Here is a 13,976-nt window from a genome sequence, read left to right as displayed (position 1 = left end):
GGCGGTGGCGTTCTCAGGCACGGAAGAGCCTCTCTGCGGTGGTGTCGTGGGTCTCGGCCCAGCGCTCGATGAGGGGAGCGCCGTGGGCGGGGATCTGTTCCGGGAGGTGGAGAACGGCGACCCGGTCGGCCATCTCATCGATGTCCGGGAGGAGTTCGTTCACCCACGCCGCGATGGTCAGCGGGTCCTGCGGTTCGAGCTTGAGCAGGGCCGCAGTCACGGTCTGGGCGTCGTCGTACCCGACGAGACGGGCCACGTCGGCCGGGTCCATTGTGGCGCGGTGCGCGAGCAGACCAAGGACGACCGGGCGGGACCAACCCCGCGCGCGGACGTCGACGGGGCCGGGCCAGAGCGCTTGCAGGACCCGCAGGTACCCGCGCCCCAAGCGCCTCCCGTTCGCCCTCAGCGCCAGGCTGGGCGTCCGGGCGGCCCAGGCGGCCTCGACTTCGGCCAGGTCACCGCCGTTCGCCGCGACCGCTCGTGCGACGACGGCGGTACCCGCCTCCACACGAGTGACGGTGCGAAGACGGGAGCGCAGGTACGCGGGCACCTCGGCGGGCGTCGTGCCGGCCCGCAACGCCGGCTCCAGACCGGCGGACTGCGTATGTCCCCCGGACGGGAGCCGGGCATCGCCCAGCAGGGCGAGCAGGAGCGGAGAAGTGCTCACCGGGCGCCTCAGAACAGCAGATATCGCTGGGTGAGCGGCAGGCTTTTCGGCGGTTTCGGCTGGTCGAGATACCAGTAACCGTTGAGGCTCTTGTGCCGGGTGAGGCTGTGTCCCTCCGACGGATCGACCCCGAGAATCTCCACCGCGATCTTGAACGTGGCCGGGTCGATATCAATGCCGAACCGCCCGTCGTTGAAGACCATGTCCGCCTTCCCGACGTCCTTGACGGGCTTCGCGCCCCGCAACTCACGTCGCAGACCGAGCGTGTCCTGCAATGAGTCCTTGAACACGCCCTTGCCCCTCACCGTGCTGTACGGGTCGGTGCCGGAGGGAGGGTTGAGCACCTTCTCGGAGACGAACGAATACGACAGCTGGCAGGCGATCGCGTCGGCCATCGCAGGGCGCAGGAAGGTCGGCTGCGGGGTCGACACCGAACCGTTGGGATCACCTAGGTTGCCGACGACCATGGCACCGCCCTTGATGACCACCTCCGGCCGTACGGCGAAGAACCGCGGGTCCCACAGCACGAGATCGGCCAGCTTGCCTGCCTGCACCGAACCGACATACGCATCGATGCCGTGGGCGAGGGCGGGGTTGATCGTGTACTTGGCCACGTACCGCAGCGCACGGGCGTTATCCCCTTGCCCCCGGTCGGCCCCGTAGAAAAAGTTCGTGTCCTTGAAGGTCCGGTGGCTCCACTCCTTCATGACATGGGCGACCTGCCAGGTGCGGGTCACGACCTCCCCGATACGGCCCATGGCCTGCGCGTCGGAAGAGGTGATGGACATGGCACCCATGTCGTGCAGCACGTCCTCGGCGAACATGGTCGTGGAGCGGATCCGGGAGTCGGCGAACGCCTGGTCGTTCTTGTTGCTCAGATCAAGGTGGTGGGCGGAGGCCAGCATGTCGATGTGCTCGGCGACCGTGTTCACGGTGTACGGCAGCGTCGGGTTCGTCGACGCGGGCAGGACGTTCTGCTCCGCGGCCACCTTCAGGATGTCCGGGGCGTGCCCGCCACCGGCGCCCTCGGCGTGGAAGACATGAACTCCGCGTCCGCCGATGGCATCGAGGGTGGTCTCGACGAAGCCGGACTCGTTCAGGGAGTCGGCGTGCAGGGTGACCTGCAGGCCCCACTCCTCCCCGGCCCGGAGCGCGGCGTCCAGCACTGCCGGGGTGGCCCCCCAGTCCTCATGGATCTTGTAGCCGCCGGCCCCCGCGAGCGCCTGCTCGTCCAGACCGTCCTTGCTGATGGTGTTGCCCTTGCCCAGCAGCATCACGTTGACCGGCAGGTCGTCGAAACTGCGGTGCAGGTTCACCAGGTGCTGCGGCCCGGGCGTCACCGTGGTCGCCTTGGACCCCTCCGAGGGGCCGACGCCGCCGCCGATCAGCGTGGTGGTCCCGGTGGACAGGGCCTCCATCACCGCAGAGGGGGAGATGTAGTGCACATGCGTGTCGACGGCTCCGGCGGTGAGGATCCGGCCCTCGCCGGAGATCACGTCCGTGGAAGGACCGATCTCCAGCCCCGGCGTGACCCCGTCCATGACATCGCTGTTCCCGGCCTTGCCGACCGCGACGACCTTCCCGCTCCTGATCCCCACGTCGGCTCGCACGATGGAATGGGTGTTCCCCCGCTCCAGAGCGGGTCCGACATCGAGAATGATCACATTGGTGATCACGGTGTCGGGGGCATCCTCCGCGCTTGTGGTCGTCCCCTGCAGCATCGACTCGCGGATGGTCTTCCCACCGCCGAAGATCGCCTCGTCACCACCGAACGTCAGGTCCTCGGTGACCTCGATCCAGAGACTGGTGTCGCCCAGGCGGACCTGATCGCCCACGGTCGGGCCGTAGGACTTCGCGTACTGCGCGCGGGTGATGTTCGCCATTGCATTCCTCCAGCTGGATGTACGAGGGCCCGGTCAGCCAAGAGCGACGTCGTCGGCCCGCTTGTCCTTCCGCAGGCCCGGAACACGGCGCCGCCCACCGATCGGCACGACCTCGATCGCCTCGCTGGGCGCGTTCTCGGGGCTGAACCGCATCGAGTCCCCCGGAGCGATGTCCAGGCGGTACCCCCAAGGGGCCTGCCCCGGCTTCTTCGACCGGTCGTACGCCAACGCCCGGGCCGCGGCGATCTGCTCGGGCCGCACGCGTTGAGGATCGGTCAGAACGGTCTCCGCCTCGGTCGCGGTCTCCAGATCGGTGAAGAACAGCAGGTCCTCGTTGACGTCGGCCAGATGGAAGTGCGAACCGATTTGGATGTCGCGGTCACCGACGTTGACCACGTAGACAATGGCTTTGTCGCTCTGCGAGTTGAGCACATGCACTGCGGCCTGGTCCCTGACCCACACTCCTCCCACCTTGTACTGGGAGAAGTCGTGGGACCGGCTCGGGTCCAGGGCAGAGGGCGGTACAGGTTCCGGATTCTGACAGGGATCGTCCGCAAGACAGGGGCAAGTGCCCGGACACGTGACCGGAGTGGTCACCAAAGGCTTCGCGTCCAGCGGCTGGAAGTAGGGCATGGAATTCGACCTCAGCGAATAGGAGCGGGCAGCGGGGTGGCCTTCGGCGCGCGGATCGGGTCGTAGAGGGTGACAAGCTTGCGCCCGTCGGGGAAGGTCGCCTCGACCTGGAGGATGTCGAGCATCTCGGGCACGCCCTCCATGACGTCATCAGTCGTCAGGACGCTCTCGCCCCGGCCCTGGGTGTCACCCTTCCGCTCATCCAGAGGAACGTCGGCATTGCTCATCATCTGGTCGACGGTGTAGTTGCCCGCCCGCGCCTCCTCAATGACCCAGCAACTGATGTACGCCACCGCCTCGGGGTAGTTCAGCTTGATGCCACGCTCCTTGCGATAACTGGCCAGCATCCCGGCCACGCTCAGCAGCAACTTCTCCTGCTCTGAGGGAATCAGGTGCATCCGCGCTCCTCTTCGGTGGTAAGGGTGCCCCAGCCCCAAGTAGGGACAACGGCACCGTGCGTCCCCGTCCCACGCCCGACCGCCCGGACACATCCACCGAACTCGGCAGGTACGTCCTGTCAGCCAATCCCCCTGCAGACACGCGACGCCTCTGCGGTAAGCACCTTGCGATCCCGAGCAGCACCGTGCCAGACAGCTGCCATGTGAAGGAGCAGGCACACCTGTGCGCGTGGACTACGCCTGCGGATTTTCCGGATTCAGGGACGAACATGAGCCGGCAGTGCGATGCGGCTCCACCGGTTCATCAGCGGAACCACCCCGCGCCGCAGTCGATCATCACGCCAAGGGCCAACATGCTGCCGCATATCCACACAGTCACCCCCGAACGGATGCCAATGCGAACACTTAGCCGAAATTACCGCCCGCCGCAACGGGAATCGTGCCGACGAATACTGAGTCGCGCAGCCGATCGTCGTAAGAGATCCTATGCTTCACAAGAAACAGACAAAGGCAATCAAAACCTCATGGCCGGACAGGCTCCTGCCAGGCCTGCCCGCGTCACGCGCCATCACGCTGATGGATGGCTGCGGCCCTGAATTGAAGTGGCCTTGTCAACGAAAGCGGCGGCGCCGCACATGTGTCTCATGAGACACAACAAAGTCTGGAGAAGGACGGTCACAGGACTGTGCTGCGCCGCACTGACGAGACGGTGATCCTGTACGCCCGGTCCGGGAGGGTTGTCACCCAGCACTGGATGGACCTGGCTGTCGCTGGCATGGAACTCCGCCCTGGCACGGTCCTGGATGGCGTTATGTGACCTGTGCAGGTGTCTCAGACCCAAGGTGTCTCAGGCGGTGCACCTCCGTAGACGAGACGCATTCGACGCCGATGGTTCGGGGAGCCGAGGAAGGAAATAGGGCCGGGCGGCCGTCGGCGCGGCGCGGATAACCTTCGCGAATGAAGCGGATTCAGCGAGCGGCCGGCGCGGTCGTCGGCTCAGCGGTGGGCGACGCCCTGGGCGCCCCCTTCGAGTTTGGCCCCCCGGGAGCGTTCTCCGTGCGGTTTCCCGCGCCTGGAGCCGGTGGTGAGATGCGCGGAGGCGGTGGCTGGGACCCCGGCGAGGCCACTGACGACACGCAGATGGCCGTCCTGGTCGCGGAGTCCCTGCTGGAGCGGAGCGGACTGGATCTGCCGGACATCTTCGCCCGCTTCCAGCGGTGGGCGGCATCAGACCCCAAGGAAATCGGCTTGCAGACCGAAGACGTCCTGACCAACGGCATGCCCTGGGACCTCGCCGCCGCGATTCATTTCCAGGTCAACCAACGAGCAGCGGGTAACGGCTCTTTGATGCGGGCATCTACCTCCGCGGTTCACTTCGCACCCGCCGGCCAGGAAGCGACCATGGACGCGGCCCACCGCATCGCCGCCCTCACCCACGGCGACCGCGCGGCCTGGGAGGGCACCGCGATCTTCCACGAACTCATCCGCCTCACGTTCGAGGACACCGACCCCCTCGCCGCGCTCCCGGACATCCTGGCCCTTGTCCCACCCCGACCACCGCGGCCGCTACGCCACCGTCCTCGCGCCTGGCTGGCACCCCGATCAGGCGACCGAGTTCAACGGTGCCGTCTGGCCCTGTCTGGGCTCCGCCGTCTGGGCCTTGCGCACCACCGCCAGCTTCGAAGACGCGATACGCGCGGCGATCGACCTCGGCGGTGACACGGACACCGTCGCCGCGGTGACCGGAGGCCTCGCGGGGGCGTACTACGGGCTGGATGCAATCCCCGCCCACTGGACCCAGCCGCTCCACGTTCCCCTCCCAGGATTCGAGGGACGGGTGCTGCACCTGGCAGATCTGCTCCGCCTTGCGCACCGCCTCGGATGCTGAACGGGCGCTGCTCCGCACTCTCCACGAACTCCGGCCCTCAGCCGCAGTCACCTGACCAGTGGCTCCGCAAGGAGGACGACTCGATTAGCTTCGACATCGAACCCGAGCACCGGATGACCATGTGCACCCTCCTGATGCATCAGCACCGGCTTACCCAACCGCCGCCCGATTTCTCGCAAGAAGCCGCAGAACACATCAAGTTGCTCCTGCCCCTGCAACTCGCACAGATCAACGTCGAAATCGATCTCCTCGTCTGAGTAGAAGCGGAAGATCGCCAGCACATCAGCTCCCAGCCAGACACGCAGGCTCGGGCACTCAGTATCCGCTGGTCGAGACAGCACAGCCTCCGCCCGGGGCAGGGGAAGCACCCTCTCTCCTTCGGAGTACTGGCACTTCCAGCCCCTCTCCACGACGAGATCCAGTACGTCCTGCCAGTTGTGCCCCGAGGCATCAGGGACACTCACGTCCGGTAGCGATCCCATCAGGTCCGGATCGAAGGAACACTTCACGTCATCCCACAGCAGATCAGCCACACCGTCATACTGCCCGGCGCCCGGCCTCAAGGCGGCCCTGTTTTCCCTGATCAAGGGCATAGAAGCCCCCGCATGAGTAGAGGCACGGCAGTCATTCTGGCGGCAGCATTCGAGGCGTCACGGGAAGGGAGGCCACGGAGCCGCCGTGGTGGAGAGCTTCACGCAGGGTGGCATTCTCCGATTCGAGTTCGGCGTTTCGCAGGCTCAGAGCCTGAATGTGGTTGGCGTAGGCGGCGATGGTCGCGCGCGCCTCCCGTTGCTCGGCCGCGTGTTGCGAACGCAGCGTTCGGTCGGCCTTTTTGAGGCGGGCGATGTCCGCCGTCAAAATGTCCGTCTGCGGGCGGGGCGCGTCCGGTGTCCGGAGCAGTCCGGTGATGATCTTCGCCAGGGGTGAGCGGTAGTAGGTGGCGCGCGAGATACCGGCTTCCGTGCACAGCGTGGAGAGAGGCAGAGCGCCGCTGGTGTGTTCGGGGCTGCCGGTCACGATCCGCTCGAAGGCGTGCACAACAGCCTGGTCGGTGCCCGGCCGCACGGGAATGCCAGCGTGTTCCAGGGCTTGCCGCAGCCTGCTCCTGCTGCACCCGTATGGCGCCGTGACGGTCGGCGACCGTTAGGTCACACCCGGAGGAAGGCGACTGACCATCAGGAAGGCCAGCACTCACTTCCAGATTACGCTGGACCACCTCGGCTGCCCGGCCCAGCTCACCGAGGAGAAGAACGCTCTCTTCAAGCGGCTCGGCCTGGCCGCCGAGGGGCACTGCCTGCACGCTGGGTGCCGCCATCACGCCGCCGACGGGGAGGCAGTGCTGCGCTCCTTCCAGCTGCGGACCGGCAGTATCGACCTCACCGCATTCGTGCGGGCCGCGCTCGCCATCGAACTCGGCGACGAGCGCCCCAACGACCGACTCCTGCAGGACGCCGAGCGTTGGTCGGCCCCGTACGGCGAACGGACCCGCAGGGCCAGGAAGGGCAGGACAGCGTCGCCGAATAGGCCCGCTAACCAACCGATCTGACCGGGCCAGGGCGCGACCGTGGCCGCCGGGGCTCGGGAGGGCCACCCACACGAAGGAACGACTGGCCAGGCATCACACTGGTCGGCGAGCAGGGGGCCGACGAAGCATGGCTCCTGGCCCAACACGCCGACCGCGCTCTCGACTTCCAGCAGCAAATACTCGGCCTTCTGCAGGGCGTCGTCGAAGCTGGGGACGCCCTGCCACGGCATTTCGCGTACCTCACCGGGCTTGGGACTGGTAAGCCCACATGTTGAGGTGTCGCGTATTGCTTGGCTACCGCTGCTCGGTATCACCGTGAGTGATGAGGGCATGCTCACCTGTTTGGTGATCTGCCTAGTAGAGCCAGCGGTCGAGGAGTTCAGGCCAGATGAATCCGATGTAGCCGTCGAAGGCAGCTGGGTCGATCTTCTTCAGCTCCTCGGCTAGGTGGGCAAGCTCGGCAAGAGCTCTCTCCTCGTCCTGTTCGGACAAGTACTCCTCCTCGGTCCCGTCTGGCTCGCTGAGGAGATCTGACTCGGCTACGTGTCGGCGTAGTGGTGCAGTGTTCGCAGCCACAGCTCGATGGAGGAGTTGGCGAACCATGCATCCCCGGGAGGCATGACGTAGTAGACGGCCCCGGTCTCTGGAGCCACGCCGAACGATGACGGCTGTTCGGTCGGTATTTCGCCGCCGTAGTCGAAGGTCAGGCGGTAGAGCCTGCTGCCCGAGGCGGTGTCGAGGACCGGTTCTGTCTCGCTCTGAAACACGACGCGCTCGTTCAATCGCGCGACGGCAGGAACACCGACCTCGACCAGGAGCATCTTCATGTCTTCGGATATCCGCCAGCCGGAGACAACCTTGGGATCCGCTTTGGTGACATTCTCCGTCCCGGCCCATGAGACAAGTTGGTCCAAGGTCACCATCGAGAGTCCTCCTCCTCAGTCACTCTATGACGGACCCTATCGGGCCAGGTGACAGCTGGGTTGGTGCTGCAGAAGGGCCGCCCTCAGTGGCACCCGGAGCGTATCGGCTCCAGGTTCCGCCGGCTTCGGTGACCAGGCGGGTGGCGGTCTTGTCGTGATAGCCGAGTGCCTTCGCGATGACGGTAGCCGGGGCTTGGAGGACGAGCTGACGGATCGAGGAGGTCCTGCCGCGCTGGGGAGGGACGCCGATCTCACGCAGATGGACTTGGAGGCTGACCGGGTTCATGGGCTGTCCCGGCTGGCGGCCGGGGAAGAGCCACTGTGAGCTCCTGCTGCTGGCGTAGGGCAGGTGTTGCCGGGACTGGATGTAGGCCCGCATCAGGTCGGCGACGGGCTCCGGCAGCGGGGACGGCGGGTCTCCCAGCCGGACGGTGATGGTGGTCTCGTCGTCAGTGACGTCGTCGACGGTGAGGCGGACGATGCGGCTGACGGGCTGCGCGTAGAGGAGAACGAGGGCGGCGACCCGGGCCCGCAGGGGCAAGGAGTCGTCGTTGAGGACCCGGCGGAGGATCGCGAGCCGACGGTGCTGGTGCAGCGGTTCCGAGTCCTGGGTGATGACCGCCGGTGGCAGTGTGAGGCGGGGCATCCGGCCGCTCTTCATGCACCACCGCAGAAACGACTGGGCTGGACGGCGGGTTGTCACGCTCTCGGTGTGCCAGGCGTCGATGTCGGCCTGCTGGCACTGCCCGATCGCCCGTCCTCGGCCGGCGAGCCATGCGAGGAAGGCGCCGGCCTGGGTGACTTCCTGCTTGGTGTGGTTGGTCTGGGAGCGTCCCAGCGGTCCCTTCTCCGCCTTGGTCCGCAGGCGCCGCATCTGGTGCCAGGTGGCGAAGTGTCGGAGAAGCTGACGGTGTTCGGGTTCCTCGACGGTGGCGAGCCGTTCGGTCAGCCAGCGCTGGTAGAGCAGGAGCTGCCGGTCGACCCGCGGGAGGACGCCGCTGTCCATCAGCAGGTCACGCAGGTGAGTGACGGTTCGCCAGGGGGTTTCCTGATGCAGCCCGTCATGGGCGAGCGGGATACTGCCCGTGGCCAGGCCTTGGAGAAGTCGGACGACGTTGGGGTTGCGCAGCCAGATGGGCCGGCTCTTGGGCCGGTCCATCTCCAGCAAGATCTTGACCAACGGCAGCAACTCCGGGGCGACACGGCCAGTGCCGTCGTCGAGGAGGCAGGCGAGCGTATCGGCGAGGGTGCAGTGTTCGCAGAGGCGTCCGCCAAGCAGCAGCCCCTCGAAGCCGCAGTGATCGCAGAAGAAGTCGCGGACGATGCCCGCGCAGTCACGGCAGATCGGTGTGCCGTCGGTGTCCCGTCCGGGCAGCAGCCGGTCGGTGTCGCAGCAGGGGCAGCGGCCACGGACTCGCATCGCGCGGTCGTAGCAGGTCCGGCAGATCGGACCGTCCGACCACTCGGCAGACTTCGAGGCGCGACGGCCGCAGCGTGCGCAGTCGCGGATCATCCACCGCTCGTACTCCTCGGGCGTCACCGCTCATCCCTCGGGCGTCAGCCGGACCCGTGTGGGTCGGCGGGCGGCCAGGTTGATCGGTGCCTCTTCGCCGGCGGCGCGGCGGGCCGGGAGGTTCTGGGCCGAGGTGGCGATCAGGTCGGTGGGCGTGCAGTCGAGGATGTCGCAGAGCGTGGCCAGCACCGGCAGGGACAGTCGTTCCGGGATGCCGGAGACCAGACGGTGGACCTGGGAGGAGGACAGTGTGATGCCGCGTTCGCTCAGGTGCGGCATCAGTTCGGCGACGGTGAACATGCCGCGGGCGGCCATCAGCTCGCGCAGGCGCCACCGGTAGCTGATCTGGCGTGGCATCAGGAGGTCCTTCCCGGCCGCAGAGCGGCCTCGATGGTGGCGTCCAGGACGCGACGCAGAGAGCGGGTGCGGAAGTCGGAGGAGACGCAGGTGTAGATCGCGGTGGTGGAGGCGTGGTCGTGGCCGACCTGCTGCTGGACGAACAGCGGGTCGTGGCCGTCCTCGATCAGGTGGGTGATGTAGGACCTGCGTAGCGAGTGGAACTCCAGCGCGGGGTCCAGGCCGGCTGCGTCGCGGTAGGCGGCGAAGCGGGAGTCCAGGCGTTGAAGCCCGATCTGCGGGCCTCGCTCGGATGGCCACAAGGCCCGGCTGGTCGAGTGCCGCATCCCGGGACGCACCTCGCTGATCCACTCCCGTGGCCAGCAGCGCCCGGTCCCGCATCCCGCCGAGGGTTCCTGGGTGGGTGAGAAGGGTGTGGACGGCGTTGCCGACGGAAGCCGCCATCGTGCTGTAGCCGCCCTGGAACATCACCCGCGCCGTGTTCTTCACGTACAGCCTGGTCAGCGCATTGGAGCCGGGCGCCGTATACGCCTGATGGCACTGGGGCCCGGCGCCGTCTCGGGACAGACGAAACCTCCGTCGGACGGCGGCTCTGATCCGCACACCGGCCGGTCAGGCCAGAGCGGCAAGCACTTCGGCCAGCGTGTTGTAGCTCTCGCGGACCGCGTCCGCCTTGCCCAGTCGGTGCCGTTCAAGCCGAATCGCGCCCAGGTGCCGGGCCTCGTAGATCCTCGCGCGCCACACAGCGGCGGGCGAGCGGTCCAAAGCACCGTAGGGCTCCCAGAACGCGGTCCGCTCGTCCTCCTTGGCCGTCGCCATGCGGATGGTCCAGTCGGCCGCCGGGTCACCGAACCACGTGCGGTCGAAGTCCAGCACCCCGGTGATCACCGGCTCGGGGGCCTTCGGGTCCAGCAGGACGTTGACGGTCCACAGATCACCGGTCAGCAGCCTTGGTTCGGTGACTTCGTCGAGCGCTGCCCGGCCGTGCAAAGCCGCCGCGGCGACCTTCCGTACGTCGCCCGCGTCCAGACCGGCACTGTCCAGGTCGGCGGCGATCTCCTCCAGCGACGTGAGCACCGCCTCGCTCCACGTCCCGTGCTCCGGCCCGCCGACGGGCCCGAAGTGCGGACCGCGCACGTCGTGCACGGAACGGGCGATGGCACCCATCTGCCGGAAGAACGCCGACCGCTCCGTACGCGGATACGCCCCCAACTGCTCCGGCGCCGGGACGCCGTCCAGGCAGGTCTGGATCATCCAGTCCCGGCCGATCACCTCGTGCGACCAGTCCGCAGCGAGCACCTGCGGCATCAGCGGCGCGATCACCGTCAGCCAGGGCTGGCTCGCGTACTCGTTCCGCATCAGGTGGCGCTCGCTGCGGAACTGGCGGCCCTCCTCCGGCGCGACCCGCAGGACCACCGGCTCCGCCCACCCGGCCAGGGTCACGCGGTAGACGTTGTTGTACATGCCCGTGCCCAGCTCGACCGCAGAGGCAGGCACGGCCGCAGGGCCGAAGGCCCGGCAGCAGATCTCCGCAATCTCCTGGGCGGTCAGTGACTGCTGGAACGCCTCCGAGGCGCGCTCAACCGAAGCTGGAAATCCATGCCGCTCAGATGCCCCGCTCGACGGCCGTTCGTCACATCCATCGCGTACAGCGACACAGCGGAAACGTCCGTCCAGGTCAGTGCCCCGCCTCTTTCAACCAGCAGTGCGGATTGAGCTACCCGTCGTCGCGAGGGGCACCGCTCAGAGTCGCGGGCACCTCGTACCCTCCAAAGCCTTACGGGCGGCGAGATAGCCCGCGATTTTGAACGCTAGTTCGTGAGAGCCGAACGTATCGGCGCGGGCACGCCGCAGCACCACCCGAGCGGCAATCACGACTCCGTGCTCGGGCGAGCTCAGCTGCTCCTCGATCCCCACGGCGACAGCCGCGAAGAAGCGTGGCAAGTCCTCGGCGGGTTCGTACTCCACCGTCAGCTCTCGGGCTACCTCGAAGGCGAAGCCTCCGACTGCGGGCTCGAAATCCACCTCTATCTGCGCGAAATGTGGCGCGCAGTTCTGCCTCTGATGCAGCACGCGCACGCCCCGGATCGGATACGGCGGAAACCGGGGCAGCGCTGACGTCATGTCAGAACGCTACCGCCTGCCCGGTACCCCGCCTCCGCCGTCGACCTTGGTGACAGGAAACCTGCCTCGGTGACAACGTTGCGACCAGGTCGGTCTCCCCGGACCGCTCGGATTCGGGCTCGTAGTAGTCCTCGCGGTGCAGCAGGTGATCGAATCGGCGTCCTGCTCCAGGGCGCCCAAGTCCCGCCCATCAGCTGCAGCACACAGCGGGCCCGCCCTTCCGGGCGGGCCCGCTGTGCCAGAACAGCTGACGATCAGTTCTTGCCCACCGGGTTCAGCACGATCTCCCCGGAGTCGTTCGCCGGGTTACCCTCGTTCGGCATCGTGTACGCGAAGAACGCCCGGCCGGTGGCGTTCTTGATCACCTCGTCGACGCGGAGGCCGAAGGTGAAGGTGCGGGAGGCATCTTCCAGGATCGGCGTGTCGAGGAAGCAGAGGTAATCGCCCTCGGCGCCCTCCCAGCCCGGGCGGCAGTCCTCAGGGACCGCGGTGACCGTGGTACCCGGGGGGAGGTCGACCCAGAAGGGGATCGGTTCGCCGCCGGAGCGGAGCACGGCCAGCCAGGCGGGGCCGTGGTTGGCGAAGCCGATGTCCACCGGCACCGTGCTGCCCTTGCTGGCCCGCAGCCGCTCACCGGTCAGATCGAGGTCGAAGGTGTTCGCGGTCGGGAAGTCCATCTCCGCGTAGCGGGTGTAATCGGCCGGGTCCGCGTCCGGCACGCGGGCCAGCTCCAGCGCCGGCCCGTCACCCGCCTGGTAGTCGCCTTCGGTCAGCAGCTCCCGCGCCTGCTCGGCGGGCACCGCGCTGAAGCTGTAGGACATCGTGTCGTAGAGCGCGAAACCGGCCGTCTCGATCGGGAAGGGCGCGCTCAGCCCGTATGCCGCCTCACCGGTGAACTCGCTGTCGAAGATGCAGAGCGCCGTGGAGCGTCCGAGCACCTCGTCGGGGTCACGCGGGTCATACCAGCAGTTGCTGAAGGTGCTGGGGAAGGACAGGCCCCGGCTGCCGGAGATCCGCAGCACGACGCCGTCGCCGCCCAGCCCGCCGACGTTGCGGAAGCCCAGCGGCGCCTGGAAGGTGTCACCGGCCTGGAAGCCCTCGGGCTCGGTCAGCTGCTTCATCAGCAGCTCCGGGCCGCCCACCAGCACGTCCACCGTGTGTCCGGTGAAGGCCAGGCCCTCGCCCGCGGCCGTGATCTGGATGGTGCCGAAGTCGCCCGCGGCGCTCTCGTCGGTCACATCGAGGCGGATGCCGCCGAGGTCGTTGTAGTCCTGGCCCGCGTAGATCTCGTAGTTGCTGCAGGTGGCGACGAGCCCGTCGACGGAGCACCCCTGCCACCCGCCGAGCTGGGAGAAGTCCACCGCAGCAACGCCGGCCAGGGAGCTCGCGTCCACGGTGACCGTGTACTCGCCGGTGTGGATCGGCCAGATGACGCCGTCCTCGTCCGGTACCGGCTCGCCGGGCGCCCGGAGTCCCAGCTCGATCTGCGGCTCACCCGGCTCACCGGCCTCCGGGTGCAGCGAGAGGTTCACGCTGTCGGGGCCAGTGATCGAGACCGGCAGCGGTTCCTCCTGGGCATGGGCAGGACTGGCCAGCGCCGTGCCGACCATTGCGGCCAGCACAAAAGCGGAGATGGTACGCCGCACGACGGCGAGAGAAGTCATGAGACCTTCCGTAATTCGGACATCATGCACACCGGATCGGTGACGCGTACTCATGACTCACGAACTTCCCGGAAGGTTGCCCTGGGCGCTGTCACGTTGTTGGGTGTGTGAGTGCCTGACGGCGCGTCGGGGCGTGGCGGGGGTCGGGTTTCGGGCCGGTGCTCAGGCTGCGGCGGGCTGGCCGACGGCGCCGGTGACCTGGTCCCGGCGGCGGCGTCTTTCATCGCGGCCGAGCTCGACCGGCCACACACACGCTCGTAGCGTTCATCGACGAGCGCAAGGGCCGCTTCGGCGGCGTCGAGCCGCTCTGCAGGACGCTCACCGAGCACGACTGCAAGATCGCCCCTTCCACCTACTACGCCCACCACAAACGCCGGAGCACGCCGTCGGCCAGGACCGTG

At 67.5% G+C, this 13,976-nt stretch carries 15 protein-coding genes and 1 pseudogene; 2 read left to right on the top strand and 14 right to left on the bottom strand.

All coding sequences use genetic code 11. From position 1 onward, the window contains the following. Positions 1–13: 13 nt before the first annotated feature. The 4 genes from ACZ3IC_RS30990 to ureA form a co-directional block, all read right to left on the bottom strand. Positions 14–667, bottom strand: a complete 654-nt coding sequence (locus ACZ3IC_RS30990) for an urease accessory protein UreF (protein ID WP_467421626.1) — start codon at positions 665–667, stop codon at positions 14–16. An 8-nt stretch (positions 668–675) separates the two neighbouring features. Continuing rightward, positions 676–2,550 carry an urease subunit alpha gene (gene ureC / locus ACZ3IC_RS30985; protein WP_467421624.1) on the bottom strand — a complete coding sequence of 625 codons (1,875 nt, stop codon included), beginning with the start codon at positions 2,548–2,550 and terminating at the stop codon, positions 676–678. Positions 2,551–2,583: 33 nt separating this feature from the next. Continuing rightward, on the bottom strand, positions 2,584–3,012 hold the full coding sequence (locus ACZ3IC_RS30980; protein ID WP_467421622.1) for an urease subunit beta: 429 nt from the start codon (positions 3,010–3,012) through the stop codon (positions 2,584–2,586). Between the two features lie 182 nt (positions 3,013–3,194). Then, the gene (ureA, locus tag ACZ3IC_RS30975; RefSeq protein ID WP_467421620.1) at positions 3,195–3,581 is read right to left on the bottom strand and encodes an urease subunit gamma; all 387 of its coding nucleotides are present in this window, start codon (positions 3,579–3,581) and stop codon (positions 3,195–3,197) included. A 957-nt stretch (positions 3,582–4,538) separates the two neighbouring features. Between ureA and ACZ3IC_RS30970 the strand changes: the two are divergent. After that, positions 4,539–5,469 (top strand): annotated as a pseudogene (locus tag ACZ3IC_RS30970) (ADP-ribosylglycohydrolase family protein). A gap of 47 nt (positions 5,470–5,516) precedes the next feature. On the opposite strand, the gene ACZ3IC_RS30965 reads toward ACZ3IC_RS30970, so the two are convergent. Together ACZ3IC_RS30965 and ACZ3IC_RS30960 are read right to left on the bottom strand one after the other, a co-directional pair. Continuing rightward, complete coding sequence (locus ACZ3IC_RS30965; protein ID WP_467421618.1) at positions 5,517–6,002, bottom strand: hypothetical protein; 486 nt, start codon at positions 6,000–6,002, stop codon at positions 5,517–5,519. A 91-nt stretch (positions 6,003–6,093) separates the two neighbouring features. After that, positions 6,094–6,507: a hypothetical protein gene (locus ACZ3IC_RS30960; protein ID WP_467421616.1), complete on the bottom strand. Its 414-nt coding sequence runs from the start codon at positions 6,505–6,507 to the stop codon at positions 6,094–6,096. A 130-nt stretch (positions 6,508–6,637) separates the two neighbouring features. On the opposite strand from ACZ3IC_RS30960, the gene ACZ3IC_RS30955 reads away from it, so the two are divergent. After that, entirely contained in the window at positions 6,638–7,015 is a 378-nt protein-coding gene (locus ACZ3IC_RS30955; protein WP_467421714.1) for a DUF6420 family protein, read from the top strand. Between the two features lie 333 nt (positions 7,016–7,348). Here ACZ3IC_RS30955 and ACZ3IC_RS30950 read toward each other — a convergent pair whose 3' ends face one another. The 8 genes from ACZ3IC_RS30950 to ACZ3IC_RS30915 all read right to left on the bottom strand — a co-directional run bounded on the left by ACZ3IC_RS30950 (position 7,349) and on the right by ACZ3IC_RS30915 (position 13,575). Continuing rightward, positions 7,349–7,486, bottom strand: coding sequence for a hypothetical protein (locus ACZ3IC_RS30950; RefSeq protein WP_467421613.1), 138 nt, complete (start codon positions 7,484–7,486; stop codon positions 7,349–7,351). 47 nt (positions 7,487–7,533) lie between these two features. Then, positions 7,534–7,917, bottom strand: coding sequence for an SUKH-4 family immunity protein (locus tag ACZ3IC_RS30945; RefSeq protein ID WP_467421611.1), 384 nt, complete (start codon positions 7,915–7,917; stop codon positions 7,534–7,536). A 19-nt stretch (positions 7,918–7,936) separates the two neighbouring features. Next, the gene (locus ACZ3IC_RS30940; RefSeq protein WP_467421609.1) at positions 7,937–9,457 is read right to left on the bottom strand and encodes a hypothetical protein; all 1,521 of its coding nucleotides are present in this window, start codon (positions 9,455–9,457) and stop codon (positions 7,937–7,939) included. A 3-nt stretch (positions 9,458–9,460) separates the two neighbouring features. Next, the gene (locus tag ACZ3IC_RS30935) at positions 9,461–9,787 is read right to left on the bottom strand and encodes a helix-turn-helix domain-containing protein (protein WP_453507495.1); all 327 of its coding nucleotides are present in this window, start codon (positions 9,785–9,787) and stop codon (positions 9,461–9,463) included. Beyond that, positions 9,787–10,134 carry a tyrosine-type recombinase/integrase gene (locus tag ACZ3IC_RS30930; RefSeq protein WP_467421711.1) on the bottom strand — a complete coding sequence of 116 codons (348 nt, stop codon included), beginning with the start codon at positions 10,132–10,134 and terminating at the stop codon, positions 9,787–9,789. The genes ACZ3IC_RS30935 and ACZ3IC_RS30930 overlap by 1 nt, the downstream gene beginning before the upstream one ends. A 265-nt stretch (positions 10,135–10,399) precedes the next feature. Further along, a complete protein-coding gene (locus ACZ3IC_RS30925) occupies positions 10,400–11,284 on the bottom strand; it encodes a phosphotransferase family protein (RefSeq protein ID WP_467421605.1) in 885 nt (294 codons plus the stop codon). A gap of 246 nt (positions 11,285–11,530) precedes the next feature. Further along, positions 11,531–11,911: a hypothetical protein gene (locus tag ACZ3IC_RS30920; RefSeq protein ID WP_467421602.1), complete on the bottom strand. Its 381-nt coding sequence runs from the start codon at positions 11,909–11,911 to the stop codon at positions 11,531–11,533. A gap of 254 nt (positions 11,912–12,165) precedes the next feature. Then, a complete protein-coding gene (locus ACZ3IC_RS30915) occupies positions 12,166–13,575 on the bottom strand; it encodes a hypothetical protein (RefSeq protein WP_467421600.1) in 1,410 nt (469 codons plus the stop codon). Positions 13,576–13,976: the final 401 nt, after the last annotated feature.

This window comes from Streptomyces sp. NPDC002958 (assembly GCF_055563255.1).
This window is presented reverse-complemented; position numbering and strand designations above follow the sequence as displayed.

Coding starts and splice junctions, on each gene's coding strand:
- ureC (WP_467421624.1), bottom strand. CDS start 2,550: ATGGCGAACATCACCCGCGCGCAGTACGCGAAGTCCTACGGCCCGACC.
- ureA (WP_467421620.1), bottom strand. CDS start 3,581: ATGCACCTGATTCCCTCAGAGCAGGAGAAGTTGCTGCTGAGCGTGGCC.
- ACZ3IC_RS30945 (WP_467421611.1), bottom strand. CDS start 7,917: ATGGTGACCTTGGACCAACTTGTCTCATGGGCCGGGACGGAGAATGTC.
- ACZ3IC_RS30935 (WP_453507495.1), bottom strand. CDS start 9,787: ATGCCACGCCAGATCAGCTACCGGTGGCGCCTGCGCGAGCTGATGGCC.
- ACZ3IC_RS30920 (WP_467421602.1), bottom strand. CDS start 11,911: ATGACGTCAGCGCTGCCCCGGTTTCCGCCGTATCCGATCCGGGGCGTG.
- ACZ3IC_RS30915 (WP_467421600.1), bottom strand. CDS start 13,575: ATGACTTCTCTCGCCGTCGTGCGGCGTACCATCTCCGCTTTTGTGCTG.